Here is a 15641-nt window from a genome sequence, read left to right on the forward strand (position 1 = left end):
ATTCACCCGGAAAGATTTTGGTGGTGTAGTGCAGCGTTCGTATTTGGGACGCTAGACAATTGTGACAACAGGAGAAAATGCATGAAGGCAATTCACGCAATCAAACTGGCAGGTACTGCACTTCTTATCTGCGGTTCGATCCACGCCTACGCGCAGGCGAGCGACGCTGCCCCTGCCACTGCCACCCCGGCAAGCACAACGGCCGCGCGGCAGCATTACAAGTCGCTGAAAGCAGCGAACCGCGCGCTACAACGTCAGGTTCGCTCGGCGTTGGTAAAGGATAGAGGCGTCGCCATGTCCAATGTCACCGTCCGGGCTCGCGACGGCGCCGTCACGTTGCAAGGCAGTGTGCCGCTTCAGGCCCAAAGCGACCGGGCAACTGAGGTGGCGAAGGGCGTACCGGGCGTCGTCTCCGTCAGGAACGCGCTGTCCATCCGTCCTGTTGGGACCTGAGGCCATCCAGGCCGAATGCCGCGCTTTGCAGCAGTCGACGTTCTATTTCTGTCCTCCAGTGACGGCATCAGACCTGCCAACATCAGGCGCCGTTGCGCCGGCGCGTTTCGAGCGGGGCTTTGGGCCGCGCTCGTCTCTGGTTGCCGTCAAACGCCTTTGATTCACGTCCGCAATCACGTTGCTGGATATGAAGTAGCGGGGCGCTCAGTCGCGTAGGCTGTCCTTCACAGCTACAAGGCATTTGTTCGGGCGCGCGCGTCTTCGCGCTTGGCCTTCGTCCCTCGATACACGGGCAATCGCCAGCCGTAATAGAGCGCGAGAAGGCGAACGCCGACGCAAACCGCCGTCGCAACCCAAGGCGTCCACGCGGACATCGCGCCCACCTCCGCAGAGACAACGAAGACGAGCGCGCCAAGCAACGCTGCGGACGCATAGATTTCCCGCTCGAGTATCGCCGGCACGCGGGACAGCAGCATGTCTCGAATGACACCGCCACCCACTGCGCTGACCGTTCCCAGCAGGATGGCGAGTTCGGCATTGTGCCCGTACGTCAACGACTTCTGCGCGCCCGACACTGCGAATAGACCAAGCCCGACGGCATCGAAAAACAGCACGGGAAACCGCAGTCGCCTGACTTTCGCGTAGGCTGCGATGGTGACCGCCGACGCGAGCATCGATGTCGCCAGATACCGCCAGTCGGAGAGCGCGGCAGGGGGCGTCGCGCCGATGCAAACGTCGCGCACTATGCCGCCACCACAAGCGACCACGAAAGCGACCGACAGGATACCGAACAGGTCGAGTCTTCGCTGTCTTGCGGCCACCGCGCCACTGATCGCGAATACGAATGTGCCGACAAGGTCGAGCACCTGATAGACAATATGCGAGCTCACTTTCCCTCGCCTTGCTCGTCGAGCCACACCGAAGCCGCGCAGATCATCGCTTCGAGTCCGGTTCTCAGTGTAGGGTTGAGCGTCGGCGCGTACATCGGCGAATGATTGCTCGGAATCTGGTTGATCTTCTTTTCCGCTTTGGCTTGCGCATAGACCTGCACGTCGGTCCCGCCGACGATCCAGAAAACATACGGCACGCACCATGTCTGGCCGAAAACGCTGAAGTCTTCACTGGCGGCGGCCGGTTCGGTCTCGAAAGCGCGTTCACCGAACCAATGTTTAAAGGCCTCGCCGATACGGCCCGATGCAGGTTCGTCGTTGATGGTCAGCGGATAGCTGCTCAACGTCGTGAACTCCGGATCACGCGGCGCACCGGATGCCGTACATTCAGCGCAGCAGATTCTGCGAATGGCACCCAGCATGTATTCGCGCACATCTTCATCGTGGGTGCGCACGTTTAGTTTGAGCGTGGCGTCGTCGGTGATGATGTTTTCTTTTGTACCCGCCTGCAACGCGCCGATCGTTAGCGCCGCGCTGTCCAGCGGCGCGATTTCACGCGACACGATGGTCTGCAGTCGCATGGTTGTCGACGCGGCCATGATAACCGGATCGATCGACGTTTGTGGTTGCGATCCATGCGACCCGCGTCCGAATAGCTTGACCTTGAGGCTGTCGCCCGCCGACAGGATCGTGCCGCTACGGTAGCCCACTGTGCCCGCAGCCCCCACCATCACGTGTTGTCCGAGGACGATGTCCGGCTTCGGAAAACGCTCCGCCATGCCGTCGTCCATCATGCTGCGCGCGCCCAGTCCGACTTCTTCGCCCGGCTGAAAAACGACCAGCACGGTGCCCTTCCACGCGTCGCGATGTTCGGCCAGCAGTTGTGCCGCACCGATCAACCATGTCACGTGAAGGTCATGGCCGCACGCATGCGCGACGCCGACCTCGATACCGTCCTCGTCTTTCGTGTTCACCCGGCTGGCGTAGGGAAGGTCCGTCGCCTCGGTGACGGGCATCGCGTCCATGTCGGCACGAAGCATGACGGTGGCACCTTCGCCGTTGCGTAGCACGCCGACCACGCCGGTCTCGCCGACGTTCCGACTGACCTCGTAGCCCAACTGCTTCTCGATACGGTCAGCCGCGATCGCAGCCGTGCGGAACTCGGCCATCGAAAGCTCCGGATGCTCGTGAAGGTCCAGATAGATTGCTTCGAACTCCGGCAACAGCGCTTCGATATCAGCGCCGGTGGAGTCGACTAGTGACGACATGTTCAGCTCCCATCTTCAATGGATACACACCAGAGGAAGGTTAATTCTCTTTATGGTGGCCAGGCCCGCTGCCAGCAGGCTGGAGATCAGTGTGGCGAGATTGCGGTTCGGTGTTTTACCGATCGCGGGCGCTCAATACTGCGAGAGCCTCCGCCTCAAGACCTCCGCGAAGGGTATGAACCTCCTGAATCCATTGATGCTGGAGCCAATTTGGCTTAGTCGACGCGCAATGAACTGGTCAGATCAAGCCTGAAGGTGAAGTGATCAGAGCGCAGGAAAACTGGCAATTGCGCTCTGGGTCGAAGCAAGTATAGAATAATTGTTGAAATATTCAACTATTTGGGTGAACGCCAAGACGTGATCCGGTTGCGCGCCACCGCGCATCCGATCGGATTCTGCAATCAGCGGGCATTCGGACTGGCGTTCAAGGATTTTCGACATCAACCCGTTTTACATCGGCCCAGCCGGATGCGGTGGCTCGTCGAAACCGCCCCAGACGGACTGATCGAAATTTACCATCGACCCCGTCATCAAGCCGGATTCGTCGCTCGCGAGAAACGCCACAGCACGGGCGGCTTCCGCTGGATCGATCAAACGGCCGAACGGCTGCGCGGCGCCAGCCTGTGCGAGCCAGTCGTCGGACGCGCCGTGATACGCGCGCTGAATCCGGTCTTCGCCGGCGGACGACATCCAGCCCAGATTCAACCCATTCACGCGAATACGGTTGCGCAACAGCGCGTAGGCGGTGTTTTGTGTCAGCGTTGCGAGCGCGCCTTTAGATGCGCAGTACGCCGAGATGAACGGCTGCCCCGCAAGCGCAGACATCGAGCACACGTTGACGATGGTGCCTTCGGTTCCCTCGCGGCGCATGACCTCGATCGCATTTTGCATGAGAAAGAACGGCGCCCGCACGTTCGTCGCGAAGATGCGATCGAAAAGCTCAGGGCTCGTGTCGAGAATCGTCCCGCGATCGGTTGTCGCTGCCGCATTGACGAGCGTGTCGATACGCCCGAATCGCTGATCCGCCGCGGCGACCACGGCGCGACAGTCGTCGACTCGCGCCAGGTCCGCCTGCACGAAGTACACGTCGGCGCAGCCCCTTTCATTCAATTCGGCTGCCTTTGCGACGCCTTTGTCTTTTGAGCGCCCGCAAATGATCACGCCGTGTGCGCCGCGCTCGATGAACAACGCGGCGATTGCGGCGCCGAGCCCCTGCGTGCCGCCGGTAATGACGGCGACCTTCCCATCGAACTGTCCCATTGACGATTTCTCCCCTGGCATTGGATCAACGCAGATCGTTGACTTTCAGGTGGCGCGCCGTTCGACGCGCCCATGCGTTGGCGACCACGGCAAAAATGGTCAGTACGTCAGCACGGGATCGTCGTCGATCGAACGCGACACAGCGCCCAAACGCAGCCAACGGCCGCAGGCCAACTTGAATCATTCTCCGGTTCATTTCATGTCTCCTGTTATGTCCGTTGCGCGGCAGCGTCCGAGGTGCGGGCGCGTTCCTTTGCTTTGAGCATGCTGCCGTCCTGTTCACGGCCAGAAACGTGTCGTAGTTGCCGAAGTGGCGGGGCGACTGTCAGCGGCGGTGCCGCGCATCGGGCGGCGTGGCTTGATGCGCGGCGGCCGCGATGCGATGATCGTGTGAATCGTCGCTTTCCTTTTCTGTCAGGCTGATGCGAATGCCCAGTTCCACGCGCCGCAAAACGAGCATGGCCGACATCGCGAAGGCCGCCGGTGTCAGCGAAGCGACCGTCGACCGCGTGCTGAACGGCCGGGGCGGCGTCTCGCGCGCGAAAGAAATGAGCGTGCTCGAATGGGCGCGCAAGCTGAAGATCGACCGCGCGCTCGAATCGGTGTCGGTGCGCTGGCTGCGTATCGCGATCCTGTTGCAGCAGCCGGTCGCGCCTTACTATGGATCGTTGAAGCAAGGCTTCGAAGTCGCGCAAAAGACCTTTGAAGCACAGCGCGTGATCTGCGCGGTCACCTACTTCGAGAGCCTCGAACCGACGCGCGTGGTCGACACCATTCGCCGCGTTACGCAGAAGGCCGACGCGCTCGTCATCGTCGCGTACGAGCATCCGGACATCACCGCTGCGCTGCGCCAGGTGAGCCGCACCATTCCTGTCGTGACGCTCGCCAGCGATCTGCCGGGCACCGGGCGGCTCGCTTATGTCGGCATCGACAACCGTTGCGCGGGACGCGTCGCGGGCGAGCTGATCGGGCGGTTTCTCGGCGACGCGGGCGGTAAGGTGCTGGTGCTGACGGGCATGCATGACTTCCTCGGCCATGAAGAACGCGAAAGCGGCTTTCGTTCCGTGCTGCGGCGGCGTTTTCCGAACTGCGACATCGTGGAGACCATAGAGAGCCGCGAGCAGTCGTCGATAACCGAGCAACTCGTTCGCGACGCCTTCCGGCGCTATCCCGACTTGCGCGGGATCTATAACATTTCAGTCGGCAACGAGGGCGTCGGCGCTGCACTCGTTGCACTCGACCGTGTGCGTTCAACCGTTTTCGTCGGCCATGAACTCAGCGAGAGTTCGCGGCGACTTTTGATAGAAGGCACCCTCGACGCCGTTCTCGACCAGAATCCGGCCGGCGAAGCGATGCGTTCCATCGAAATCGTGCTGCGGCACTACCATCGCGACCCGGGTGTCGCGTTGCCTCACCAGATTCCTGTCACCGTACTGCTGCGCGAGAATTTGCCGCTTGGCGACTAGCTTCGTTCGCGAGACATTCATCGCATGTTCACTGCGAGCGCTTCGCCGGCTTGCGTCACTTCGTTCCACAGGTCGCGTATCCAGTCGCGCATCAGCAGCGATTCGGCCCAGCGGTCGGTCGTGTCGTTGCCGTCACGGCCGATGATCGCATACGGTTTCGGTCCCAGCTCGCACGTGAAGGTGAGCGAGTCGTCGGCGCCGGCGCGGCGTCGCCAGGACGCGAAGCCATAGCGCCACCAGTCCAGAAACAGATCGACCCACATCCGGTGCGGTTCGAACGAGATCTCGATCTGCACCTGTTCGCGGCTCGCGACGCGGCCGTGAAAGGCCCACGAATGGTCGAGAATGCGCTGCATCGCCGCGTGGTTCTCGTCCGACACAGGCCATGCGAACTCGCGTCCCACCAGATAGTGCGAGATATCGCCGAGGAGTTGGAGGTCCGGCCGCGCATCCAGCAGGTCGAGCGTGAAATGCAGATCGGTCGTCATGCGGTCGCGGTGCGTCTCGATGTAGACCGGAAAATCCACCTGTTCGGCAAGACGCGTCCAGCCGTCGATCAGCGTCAGGCATTCATCGATGCGCCGCGGGCGCACGTCCGGTTGCAGGTCGATGTGATGCACGCCGAACTCGGTCGCGAGTTCGAGCACCGGTTGCAGCTCATCGACGGTGCGCGGAAAGCACTGCGCTTCGGCGTGCATGCCATGCGGCGCGAGCAGGGTAGTGAGGCGGCGTACCTCGTCGCGGGATGCGTAGCCGGCGCTGACCCCATCGAAGCCGGCTTGCGCGATCATCGCGATGTTTTCTTCGAGCGAGCGCTCATGGCCGTCGGTATGCCTGCGCTCCATCGCCCACAACGACTGATAGATCTCGAGACGTTGGGTCATGACACCTCCGCGGCGAGCAGCGGTTTCAATTTCGCGCTGCGATCGGCGAGCAGCGCCGGTTCGACACACGCTCGCCGCGCGATCAGCGCCTGCGCGACGCGCACGTCGCGTGCGATCTCGCTTGCGTTGCCGACGCCGCTCGCGCCGACCAGCACGCCGTCACGATCCAGCGCGAAGAAAACGCGTGACGTGGTGCCGGTTTCACGCACGACCGTCGATACGGAGAAGGCCGGCATACCCGCGATCTGGATCGTCATGTCGTACTGATCGGACCAGAACCACGGCACTTCCGAATACGTCTCGCCGCGATCGAGCATGTTGCGCGCCACGATGCGTGCGTGATCCTCGGCGTTCTTCCAGCATTCGAGGCGCATGCGACGACGAAACAGCCGATGCGGAAATGAGCACACGTCTCCGGCCGCGAAGACGTGCGGATCATTCGTGCGCAGCGTGTCGTCGACTGCGATCCCGTCGGCGACATCGATACCGGCGGCTTCCGCGAGTTCGGTGCGGGGCTTGACGCCGATGCCCGCAATCACGCAATCGCATGGGATGCTGCCGCCGTCGGAGAGCTTGACGCCCGTCACGCGATCACGGCCGACGATGTGGTCCACCTGCACCGCGAAACGGATATCGACACCCATCTGCCGATGCCGCTCGACCAGATGCGCTGCGACGATCTCGGGCACGGCGCGTATCAACGCGCGCGAGGCCGCCTCGATCACGACCACGTTGCAACCGCGCGCGATCGCCGTCGCGGCAATTTCAAGTCCGATAAAGCCCGCGCCGATGACGGCTATCGTGCGCCCCGGTTGCAGCTCTTCGGCGATGTATCCGGCGTCCGCGACGGTGCGCAGGTAATACACGCCCGCTAGCGTCGCGCCTGGAACGGTGAGCTTGCGCGGCGCGGCGCCGGTCGCGATCAGCAGACGGTGATAGGCGATCGCGTAGCCGCTTTGCAAGACCACTTGACGCGCCGCACGGTCGATCCGCTCCACGGACGCATCCGTGCGCAGATCGATTCGCTGCTCGCGATAGAACGCTTCATCGTAGAGAGTGCATTCGCCGGTGGTCTTCTGTCCGAGCAGCACGGCTTTCGAGAGCGGCGGCCGGTCGTAAGGCGCGACGCCTTCATTGCCGAGCAGCGTGATACCGCCTTTCCAGCCGTTCTCGCGTAGTGCGTGCGCGGCGCGCGCACCGCACTGTCCGGCGCCGACGATCACCATCGCGGGTTGATTCGTCATGACGGGTCCTTTGCCGGAACGCCGAGCAGCACTTCGCCGTTTTCGACGCGTACCGGATACGTTTTCAAATGCACGCACACGGGCGGGCTTTTCGGCTTGCCGGTGGGAATGTCGAAGCGCCCCTGATGCAGCGGACATTCGATCTCGCGATTCACGACGAAGCCATCGGCGAGATGCGCGCGTTCGTGTGTGCACCAGCCGTCTGACGCGAAGAAGCCTTCATCGATCCGGTACACGGCGTAACTCGCACCTGCGTGATCGAAGCGGATCACGTCTTCTTCATCGATATCGCCGGTGGCGCAAGCGACGACCCACTTGAGGTTGTTCGTTTCGACGGTCACAGGAGTCTCCGTTATTTGATGTCGTTCAGGCGTTCGATTGCGCGGGGAATGCGGCTTGCGGCACGTCTTTGACCGGCACCTTCCGTTCGATCACGTGTGAAGGATCGGACCGCTGTTTCCACAGCGCGGGCAGCATCTCCCGATACGCCGCATAGAGGCTCGGATACGCAGGCGGTAATTGATCCTTGATCGCTTCGTGCAGACGCGGCAGCGCGTGGAATGGCACCATCGGCAGCAGATGGTGTTCGAGGTGGTAGTTCATGTTGAGATAGAGAAAGCGAAACACGGGGTTGATATGCACCGTGCGCGTGTTCAGGCGGTGGTCCTTCACATTGACCGCAAGTCCCGCATGCTGGGTGAGGCCGAGCAGTTGATGCAGCCAGCCGCCATAGAAACGCGGAGTCCAGACGAACATAAGCGGCAGGAAGCTGCGCGTGGCGGTTGCGAGCGCAACGGTGCCGAGCACCACCGCGAGGTAGATGCGGCAGGACCAGATCATCTTGGGCTTTTCGGAGGCGGGCAGAAACGCGTCGGTCGCGGCGTCGACGCGGCCGAACGCGTGCCGCACGACCTTGCCGATTTCGATCGAGCAACCCATCAGGCCGAGAAAGTCGATGACGATCGGCCAGACTTTCGTCGGCCGTGCGACCTGGATCTCGGGATCGCGCGCCTGGAAGTAGGTGTGCGTGTGGTGCCGCGCGTGACTCCAGCGCCACCAGTAGGCTTCGCGAATCGTCATGAACGACGACAGGTGATAGAAGAAATCGTTGGCACGACGGCTCCTGAACGGCGTGCCGTGCGCGAGTTCATGCCAGCGCGCGTCGCTTGACGAGTAGATCGTGCCGTAGACAAAGAACGCCGGCACCGCCCACCAGCTTCCCCATGACACGGCCGCCACGACGGCCGAAGCAATCAGCAACGCGATCCACAGTCCGAAGTTGCGCCAGCCTTGGGCGTCGCTGCGCTTCATGAGTTCCTTGAGCGCTGCACGAGAAATCGCGGGCTGGTACCACTGCTGACCGATGCCGTCTTCAAAGGCTGTGTCGGTGACGCGGGGTGTGGCGCCGCCGCCTTCGACGCCGGGAGTCGAGGACATGGGTGTCTCCTGCTATCTGTGACCGTGTTGTATTTGGTGGCTTCCCGTCAGTGTGGCGGTGGCCGGTGCGCTTTTCGTTGGGTCAACGATAGATGACGGGATTCACCGGTTCACGAGGAAAAATGATGGATTTCCATCAAGCCGGCTTGTATGCCGTGCCGGATAAGGCGAGTCGAGTGGAAAATAAATTCCATGTAACTCTTGGGAAGCAATTATTTTTGCCGACGAATTCAGAGCCTGATTCGCTAAAAGCACTCACGGCTGCCGTGGATGGTATGCCGTCGATAACAGCCTGAGGTCGGCCATATACGGTCATTCGACATCGGTGCTCAGATCGCTAACAATGCGGCGCCACACAGCAAGAGCGACCGGCAGCGTGCGGCCAGTTTGGCGCCGCAGGAACTTCAAGGCCCACGGCGCCGTGGCGAGATCAGCGTTTGATCAGCAAGGACATCACCGCGCTCACTGCACAGAGACCTGCGACGATCGGAAAGATAATGCCCGTTTGACCCGTGGCATCGATGATATGCCCGATAACCGGTTCACCAATTCCCGCAAACGCGTAGGACATCGTATTGAGAACACCGGTTGCCGTTCCTGCCGCACTCCGGCCGAAAATATCGGGGCACAGTGCCCAAAACGACGACGCCGGTCCGAACACGAAGAACCCACACAGGAAAAGCAAACCGATGCCAACTATGCTGCCATGCGGGATGAACATCATACATATAGCGGTAATCGTCGCAAGTGCCATATAGCACACGATCGCAACATACCGTTTTCCCCGGAACAGAATGTCGGAAATCCAGCTATTAGACAGCGAGCCGAGAGCCATGCCTACTGGCAGCGCTACCGTGATCCACTTTGGATCGATCGTCGATGACGTCTCCCAGTGCGTACCGAGAAAGTGAACAGGCACCCAAACGACCAACGCGTAGCGTGCGGCGTTCTGAAAGCCGATCGCGAGCCCGGTGACATACAGCTTCCAGTTTCGCAGCACGAGCAAGTAGCGTTGCTTACTTGTCAATGCATTGACGATCGTGAGAGATGCGGCTGTATCGATATCCTTTTCCGGGGCAGGCAGACCTTTATCTTCCGGTCGCTCCGCGACAAACAGCACTAATGCCAGGATACCGAGCAACATCGAGAGAGGTGCGAGACGGAAAATCCATGGCCAGTCGAGATGCAGTGTACCCAGAATAAGGACTGGGAGAACGTAGGCCAGAACCGATGAGAATCCCGAAAAACCTACATAGATGCCATAGACGAAGCCGCGACGCTGATGGCCCCACCAATTCGATAGCAGTCGGCTACCTGGCGCAAAACCCATCGACTGGCAATAGCCGTTGATGCCCCACGCAATCAAGAAAAACAAAAACGCGTGGCCGAAGCTGAACAGCCAGTTGGCCGCCAGGGAGAGAGCCGCCCCAGCGATCATCATCCACTTCCCCCCAAGCTTGTCCGCCAGGTTCCCGTTGATGAATTGCCCCCCCGCATAGCACCACAGCATTGATGCGCTAATCCAGCCGAGTTGGTATTTCGAAAGACCGAAGTCGTGCTGGATACCAGTAACTGCGAATCCGAGTGTTTGACGCCCGGTGTAATAAAAAAGATAACAGAACGTTACACCGATCAGAGCACGCCACCTGTACTGATCGAGAGTCGTTTTCCGTTTCGGGTCGATCTCTTGAATATCATCAGGAGTACTTATATACATAATCATCCCCATACAACGCGAGATCGTTCTCGCGTCGTAAATTTTGTCAGGTAATGTGGTTCAGTACTAAATCGAATGCATCGAAATTGCGCAAGCGTCGTGTGGTCTCAACGCCTGCGAGCTTGCGGTTAATGATCAGAGGGACTTTCTGCTCGGACACACCGCCGTGCGAACGAAGAGGCACCGTAAGACCGGAAAGGTCATGCTGGCCGGCGGCGCTTCCAAGTACAGTTAACCGTTCGCCAACCACTACCAGATCACCGATTCGGTCTGCGGGCAACTCAAATCGCTGGCATGCCTGTTCGCGTGTCAACACCGCCTCAATCCCCGCAATACTCGCGAGAAAGTCCATCACATCGCGCTGCTGATTGCGTTCACCGAGGTACACAGTGGCATACGAGCCCAAGGCACCGTGATGCACGACATAGGGGTCGGTAATCGGCAAAATCACTCGCGTGGCCCGTGCGCCATACCGGTCATCAAGCCGGTCTTGCAGGAATACGATGACCGGCCGTCCGATCGCATCGGTCTTTGCGTTCATGCCGTGATCAGCCGTGATTGCCAGCAACGCACCTTCATCGTGGTAGCGCTGAAAGTAACCATCCATCATGGCGTAGAAATCGTTGGCTTGTGGCGTCCCGGGTGCGTACTTGTGCTGCACATAATCGGTCGTAGAAAGATACATCAGATCAGGGCGTTCCTTTCGCAGCAACGAAAGACCCGCCGCAAACACGAACTCCGACAGTTCCGCGCTGTATACGGAAGGCACAGGCATGCCAACTCTCTCGAGGATGTCATCGATGCCGTGGTCTTCTACGTTAACCTGATCGGCCTTTTCGGCTGAAAAACAAATACCTTGCAACTTGTGCCCAAGTAGGGCGCGCAACTTGTCTTTTGCAGTCACGACTGCGACGCGCTGCCCTGCTCGGGCAATCTCTGCAAGAATCGTCGGTGCGCGCAGGTATTTCGGGTCGTTCATTAGAACTTCCGACTGCGTCTCTTCGTCGAAAAAGAAATTGCCGCAAATGCCATGTACCGACGGAGGCACGCCCGTGACGATCGACAGGTTATTCGGGTTCGTAAATGACGGCACGACACAGTCGGCGGTCAACACCGTGCCAAAGGACGACAGTGTGGAGAGAAACGGCGCCTTGCCGGCTTGTATGGCTTGGTTGATGTACTCCTGCTCGCAACCATCGACGCAAATTACGATGGTCGTGGCGGACGGCAGCCTGTAAGGCCGGGAGTTAACGACAAGTTGATTGCTCACGGTGACATCTCCTTTTTGAAAGCGATGCCAGCATAGGCTGTGCAACTTACTCACACAATCGAAATAAAGTTGCCATATCCGTGTGGAAAAATCACAGTTTCAGTCAACAAATTGACACATATGAGAAACCGACTTCCGCCACTGAACGCATTGCGTGTATTTGAGGTTGCCGCGCGTTCGGAAAGCTATTCTGCCGCAGCTCGCGAACTGAGCTTGACACATGGGGCAGTAAGCCGTCAGATCAACATCCTCGAGGACTGGCTCGGCCAGCCACTTTTTGCACGCGAAGGCCAAAGCATGATGGCCTCACCGCACGCACGGGCATTGGCCCGCGAGATTAGTGCCGCGTTCGATCAGATTGCCGATGCGGCCGAGCGCTATGGTAAGGAGCGACACGTCAAGGTTATCCGCGTCAGTGCTCCGACCACGGTTGCGATGCGCTGGTTGATCCCACGGTTGCAGGATTTTGCCAAAATTTGCAGAGATGTCGATGTTCGAGTATCTACAGTGACGTCGACTGAGTCTTTGCTCCGGAGAGATTTCGATGTGGCGATTTGCCGCCAGGCGCCACCCGGAGGGGAATATCTGACGACTTACCGTCAAGTACCGCCCGGCGCGCAATTCCAAAGCTGGCCGCTGTTCCAGGAGTACAACACAGTCATTGCAAGCCCGCGACTCACGGCCCATACCGGCATCACCGAAGTCGAACAACTTGCCTCCATGACTTGGCTTACAAGCGAAACCCGTCCTGGCGATTGGGAAACTTGGATAGAAGCCGCCGGACAACCGTCACTTCGAGCAAGCCGGATCTTACGGTTTGACCATTTTTTTGTGGTGATGCATGCCGTGGCCGACGATCAGGGTTTCGGTATCGGGCCGTTTCCGACGCTGAATGCCGATCTCGCAGCGGGTCGGGTGCAGACGCCATTTCCTACCTTGCGGTCGAAAGGCGCGACCTATCATGCTCTGGTGCCGTTGGACGCAGACAAGCCGGTCCACGTGAGAGATTTTATCGACTGGCTACGTTCCAGTGGCGCGGAAGATAGTGAACTTTAGAGTTCAGGTTATTCGGGAACGTTCAGACAAGAGACGCGTCGTTAGGATGAATGTCGCTCATCCACCGGTATGGCAGCCGAATTTGGCAACACCGACCGTCCGCTGCTGAGCGACATGACTGTCCCTTGTGGGTCCGACTTGGGACGCTAACGCGCCGCGTCGGCGCAAGCTCGCGTGTTGATGCGAGCGGTGAAAACGTGCCCGTAGATCGCACGCCACTTCGGCAACGGCTGACCTACAATATAAGCATGGTCGCTACCCAATTAGGAGGCTGCCATGACCCAGTCTATGATCTACTTCGTTGTCGGCTTGGCGGTCTTGTTGATCGCCGGATTCATGGTGGCACAACGTTACAGGCGCGATCACCCCACTGAGGGGATGACTCAGTGGCTTGACTCGCACCATATGAGTTGGATGCACCGGCACAAACATTGATGCCGGATCGCAACGTGAAAGGCCCGGCATTCCAGCCGGGCTTCACGTGATAGGTGGGAGTTCACAGTCATCGGCAGTGGTTCTCCCAGCGGTGGTCGTGACGATGACAGACTTCAACGTGCCCAGCGCCCCCAATAAAGCGCTTTGAAATAGGGGCCTGGGCGCGGGTCTTGCCTTCCTTGGCTGCACTCTCGGTGACCTTGTTGACCCTCCCGCCGGGACAGCCATCCATGGTTGCCGCCAAAGGAGCGCACCATGACCTTGACGCTAACATCGCAAGCCTTTCAACAGAACGGCGAGATTCCCGCGCGGCATACCTGCATTCAGGCGCGTCAGGCAGTGACCGGCCATGAAGCTTCACTCGCGGGTTCGCCGATCGCGCCATTGAAACGACCTGTCTGCACTCGGGAGCGGTCGTTGCAGTGGTCCGTGTCCGAACGACGGTTCAGGGTTGCGTAGGTGACCGGCCAGAGTGAGCCAATTCGAACGCCTCTGCGAACGACCGTTCCAGGTACGATGAAAGGCAGTCACCACCGGCGCTCCCGACCCGCAATCCACCGGGTCATGGAGCGTTGGTGGGAGCGCCCATCCGACCAGTATCGAAACGTGTCTGCGGCAATAGTCATCCGAACTGGCCCGTTTAGACCATGATCCACGTCGGAAAGACTAGTGGGTGGAGAACACCGAGATGCCGCCGTCGGGGAAACCTGTCGCGCCGGCCTGGAACGGCACATACACTTGCCCAAGCGTGCTGTCGATGGCGACAGAATGCGCGCCTGTGCCGACCGCAATCTTAAATAGCAACTGCCGTGACGCGCCATCGATCACGCCCATCTGGGGGCTAAATCCCGAGGCTGCAGCGGTACCGCTTGTGACGTAATGCCGGGCCGGCAAGAAATAGCGATTGGACGACGGGTCGTAGCCAACCTGGTCCACTCCGCCAAATGGCAGGCTAGCTCGAATTGCGCCACTCGCACGATCGAGGATGAGCGTGATGAGCGGGTCGCCGGCCGGCGGATCACATCCAACGAGCACGTCGTTGTTCGGGCCCAGCACGATTCCCGTCGGTCCGCATTTTCCCAATGGAAACGACTTGCTGACAGAGGGGTTTCCCATTACCGCGGAAATGGCGGTGATCACATCAAGCTCGCCGTCGGGATTCGCGGAGGTCCCGTCGTTGTTGATCAGGAAGCTCTTCGAGGCAGGATCATATGTACAGGCCTCAAGCCCCGACGATCCATTGAAAGGAAGCTTTGCCACAGCCGTTTGTGTCAGCGTCGAAATGAACGTCACAAACGGCGGGGAGTCACCAGGGCTCGCGTACATTACGAGATGATCGTCAGGATCGTAGCAACCCTCATCGACGCGCGATCCGGAATTACTGATGGCGATGGTGTTTATGGTCTTTTGCGCGGCAGTATCGATAACCTTAACTGAGTCCACGTCGCCGACATAGATCGTGTTCGTACCGGTGATGCCTACGATTCCGTCAGGACCGGACTCGTTTGTGGTTGCGCCAGCACCGATGAATGGCCCAGGAATCTGTGCGATCAACTTGTTCGATTTGGTGTCCACCACATCGATTGCTTTGTTATTGCGGTCGGCAAGAAAGTACTGGCCGGCCTCGGCATAACCGATGTCGAAACTGAATGGCGGGCTCGTAGCATTGGGCACGGCGATGTTCGTCAATAGCTTTGGCGGTGTCGGTCCGCTGATGTTGTCCCCACCTCCGCAACCGGCCAATGCGGCCGCGGCGAGCAACATCAAGCTCATCAGTCGCTTTTCCATCGATTCGTCTCCTTTCCGTTTATCGGGCTGACCGTCGGTCCAAGGATCGGCCTGAGTACTTGAATTTTTTCCACTCTCCGTCGACAAGAATCAACAATCCATTTCTTAAGGAATCTTAAGAAAACGTCGCCTGAAGATAGTAGCCGCAATTTCCATGGATGCAGGTGCGCATTGCATGACTTGCGGCTATGGACCGGTAGTTCCGGTTCACACAATGGCGGCGACATGGAAAATCGGAAAGTAAAAGTTATTTATGGTCTGCATTGGATGGACGCTATAGCTGTAATGAATCTGAAGCTTTCATAGACCTGATGGTGAAACGCCCACTGCAATTTCACGCCACCGAGCGTTCCCGTGCTTTTCGACTTGACAGAGTTAAATGAGCCCGACGAATCACGTAACACGGGCTATTGAGCTGGCAGATCGTTGCGATTGGCTGCTCTGCTGTTTGTCGACGTACGGACCTTCCTAAG

Annotated in this window: 14 protein-coding genes; 4 read left to right on the forward strand and 10 right to left on the reverse strand. The window is 59.3% G+C overall.

Going from position 1 to position 15641, the window contains the following annotated elements; translation table 11 throughout:
• Nucleotides 1-81: 81 nt before the first annotated feature.
• Nucleotides 82-453, forward strand: a complete 372-nt coding sequence (locus P0D89_RS36995) for a BON domain-containing protein (protein WP_408364615.1) — start codon at nt 82-84, stop codon at nt 451-453.
• 230 nt (nt 454-683) lie between these two features.
• Here the strand turns inward: P0D89_RS36995 and P0D89_RS37000 are convergent, their stop codons facing one another.
• The 3 genes from P0D89_RS37000 to P0D89_RS37010 all read right to left on the reverse strand — a co-directional run bounded on the left by P0D89_RS37000 (nt 684) and on the right by P0D89_RS37010 (nt 3871).
• The gene (locus tag P0D89_RS37000; protein WP_408364613.1) at nt 684-1343 is read right to left on the reverse strand and encodes a trimeric intracellular cation channel family protein; all 660 of its coding nucleotides are present in this window, start codon (nt 1341-1343) and stop codon (nt 684-686) included.
• Nucleotides 1340-2611: a M20 family metallopeptidase gene (locus tag P0D89_RS37005; RefSeq protein ID WP_408364611.1), complete on the reverse strand. Its 1272-nt coding sequence runs from the start codon at nt 2609-2611 to the stop codon at nt 1340-1342. The genes P0D89_RS37000 and P0D89_RS37005 overlap by 4 nt, the downstream gene beginning before the upstream one ends.
• Before the next feature lie 450 nt (nt 2612-3061).
• On the reverse strand, nt 3062-3871 hold the full coding sequence (locus tag P0D89_RS37010) for an SDR family oxidoreductase (RefSeq protein WP_408364609.1): 810 nt from the start codon (nt 3869-3871) through the stop codon (nt 3062-3064).
• A 458-nt stretch (nt 3872-4329) separates the two neighbouring features.
• Here P0D89_RS37010 and P0D89_RS37015 point away from each other — a divergent pair, with 458 nt between their 5' ends.
• Nucleotides 4330-5337: a LacI family DNA-binding transcriptional regulator gene (locus tag P0D89_RS37015; RefSeq protein ID WP_408364607.1), complete on the forward strand. Its 1008-nt coding sequence runs from the start codon at nt 4330-4332 to the stop codon at nt 5335-5337.
• 17 nt (nt 5338-5354) lie between these two features.
• On the opposite strand, the gene P0D89_RS37020 is transcribed toward P0D89_RS37015, so the two are convergent.
• The 4 genes from P0D89_RS37020 to P0D89_RS37035 are packed head-to-tail and all read right to left on the reverse strand — an operon-like array spanning nt 5355 to nt 8902.
• Nucleotides 5355-6221 carry a sugar phosphate isomerase/epimerase family protein gene (locus P0D89_RS37020; RefSeq protein ID WP_408364605.1) on the reverse strand — a complete coding sequence of 289 codons (867 nt, stop codon included), beginning with the start codon at nt 6219-6221 and terminating at the stop codon, nt 5355-5357.
• Nucleotides 6218-7465, reverse strand: a complete 1248-nt coding sequence (locus P0D89_RS37025) for an NAD(P)/FAD-dependent oxidoreductase (protein ID WP_408378001.1) — start codon at nt 7463-7465, stop codon at nt 6218-6220. The genes P0D89_RS37020 and P0D89_RS37025 overlap by 4 nt, the downstream gene beginning before the upstream one ends.
• Nucleotides 7462-7806 carry a non-heme iron oxygenase ferredoxin subunit gene (locus tag P0D89_RS37030; RefSeq protein ID WP_408364601.1) on the reverse strand — a complete coding sequence of 115 codons (345 nt, stop codon included), beginning with the start codon at nt 7804-7806 and terminating at the stop codon, nt 7462-7464. Before P0D89_RS37030 ends, P0D89_RS37025 begins: the two co-directional genes overlap by 4 nt.
• Before the next feature lie 25 nt (nt 7807-7831).
• Nucleotides 7832-8902, reverse strand: a complete 1071-nt coding sequence (locus P0D89_RS37035; RefSeq protein ID WP_408364599.1) for a fatty acid desaturase — start codon at nt 8900-8902, stop codon at nt 7832-7834.
• A 122-nt stretch (nt 8903-9024) separates the two neighbouring features.
• Here P0D89_RS37035 and P0D89_RS37040 point away from each other — a divergent pair, with 122 nt between their 5' ends.
• On the forward strand, nt 9025-9198 hold the full coding sequence (locus tag P0D89_RS37040) for a hypothetical protein (RefSeq protein WP_408378003.1): 174 nt from the start codon (nt 9025-9027) through the stop codon (nt 9196-9198).
• A gap of 134 nt (nt 9199-9332) precedes the next feature.
• Here P0D89_RS37040 and P0D89_RS37045 read toward each other — a convergent pair whose 3' ends face one another.
• Both P0D89_RS37045 and phnA read right to left on the reverse strand, forming a co-directional pair.
• Nucleotides 9333-10631 carry an MFS transporter gene (locus tag P0D89_RS37045; protein WP_408364595.1) on the reverse strand — a complete coding sequence of 433 codons (1299 nt, stop codon included), beginning with the start codon at nt 10629-10631 and terminating at the stop codon, nt 9333-9335.
• Nucleotides 10632-10665: 34 nt separating this feature from the next.
• Nucleotides 10666-11889: a phosphonoacetate hydrolase gene (gene phnA, locus P0D89_RS37050; protein ID WP_408364593.1), complete on the reverse strand. Its 1224-nt coding sequence runs from the start codon at nt 11887-11889 to the stop codon at nt 10666-10668.
• A 120-nt stretch (nt 11890-12009) separates the two neighbouring features.
• Between phnA and P0D89_RS37055 the strand changes: the two genes are divergently transcribed.
• Complete coding sequence (locus tag P0D89_RS37055) at nt 12010-12945, forward strand: LysR substrate-binding domain-containing protein (RefSeq protein ID WP_408364667.1); 936 nt, start codon at nt 12010-12012, stop codon at nt 12943-12945.
• Between the two features lie 1101 nt (nt 12946-14046).
• On the opposite strand, the gene P0D89_RS37060 is transcribed toward P0D89_RS37055, so the two are convergent.
• A complete protein-coding gene (locus P0D89_RS37060) occupies nt 14047-15168 on the reverse strand; it encodes a YncE family protein (protein ID WP_408364591.1) in 1122 nt (373 codons plus the stop codon).
• Between the last annotated feature and the right edge of the window lie 473 nt (nt 15169-15641).

Source organism: Paraburkholderia sp. RL18-085-BIA-A, from assembly GCF_046027075.1.
GTDB lineage: Bacteria > Pseudomonadota > Gammaproteobacteria > Burkholderiales > Burkholderiaceae > Paraburkholderia.

Bases quoted from the DNA above. Each gene is read 5' to 3' on its own strand.
- P0D89_RS37040 (WP_408378003.1), top strand. From the start codon at position 9,025: ATGATGGATTTCCATCAAGCCGGCTTGTATGCCGTGCCGGATAAGGCG.
- P0D89_RS37005 (WP_408364611.1), bottom strand. From the start codon at position 2,611: ATGTCGTCACTAGTCGACTCCACCGGCGCTGATATCGAAGCGCTGTTG.
- P0D89_RS37015 (WP_408364607.1), top strand. From the start codon at position 4,330: ATGGCCGACATCGCGAAGGCCGCCGGTGTCAGCGAAGCGACCGTCGAC.
- P0D89_RS36995 (WP_408364615.1), top strand. From the start codon at position 82: ATGAAGGCAATTCACGCAATCAAACTGGCAGGTACTGCACTTCTTATC.
- P0D89_RS37060 (WP_408364591.1), bottom strand. From the start codon at position 15,168: ATGGAAAAGCGACTGATGAGCTTGATGTTGCTCGCCGCGGCCGCATTG.
- P0D89_RS37055 (WP_408364667.1), top strand. From the start codon at position 12,010: ATGAGAAACCGACTTCCGCCACTGAACGCATTGCGTGTATTTGAGGTT.
- P0D89_RS37045 (WP_408364595.1), bottom strand. From the start codon at position 10,631: ATGGGGATGATTATGTATATAAGTACTCCTGATGATATTCAAGAGATC.
- P0D89_RS37010 (WP_408364609.1), bottom strand. From the start codon at position 3,871: ATGGGACAGTTCGATGGGAAGGTCGCCGTCATTACCGGCGGCACGCAG.
- P0D89_RS37035 (WP_408364599.1), bottom strand. From the start codon at position 8,902: ATGTCCTCGACTCCCGGCGTCGAAGGCGGCGGCGCCACACCCCGCGTC.
- P0D89_RS37025 (WP_408378001.1), bottom strand. From the start codon at position 7,465: ATGACGAATCAACCCGCGATGGTGATCGTCGGCGCCGGACAGTGCGGT.
- P0D89_RS37020 (WP_408364605.1), bottom strand. From the start codon at position 6,221: ATGACCCAACGTCTCGAGATCTATCAGTCGTTGTGGGCGATGGAGCGC.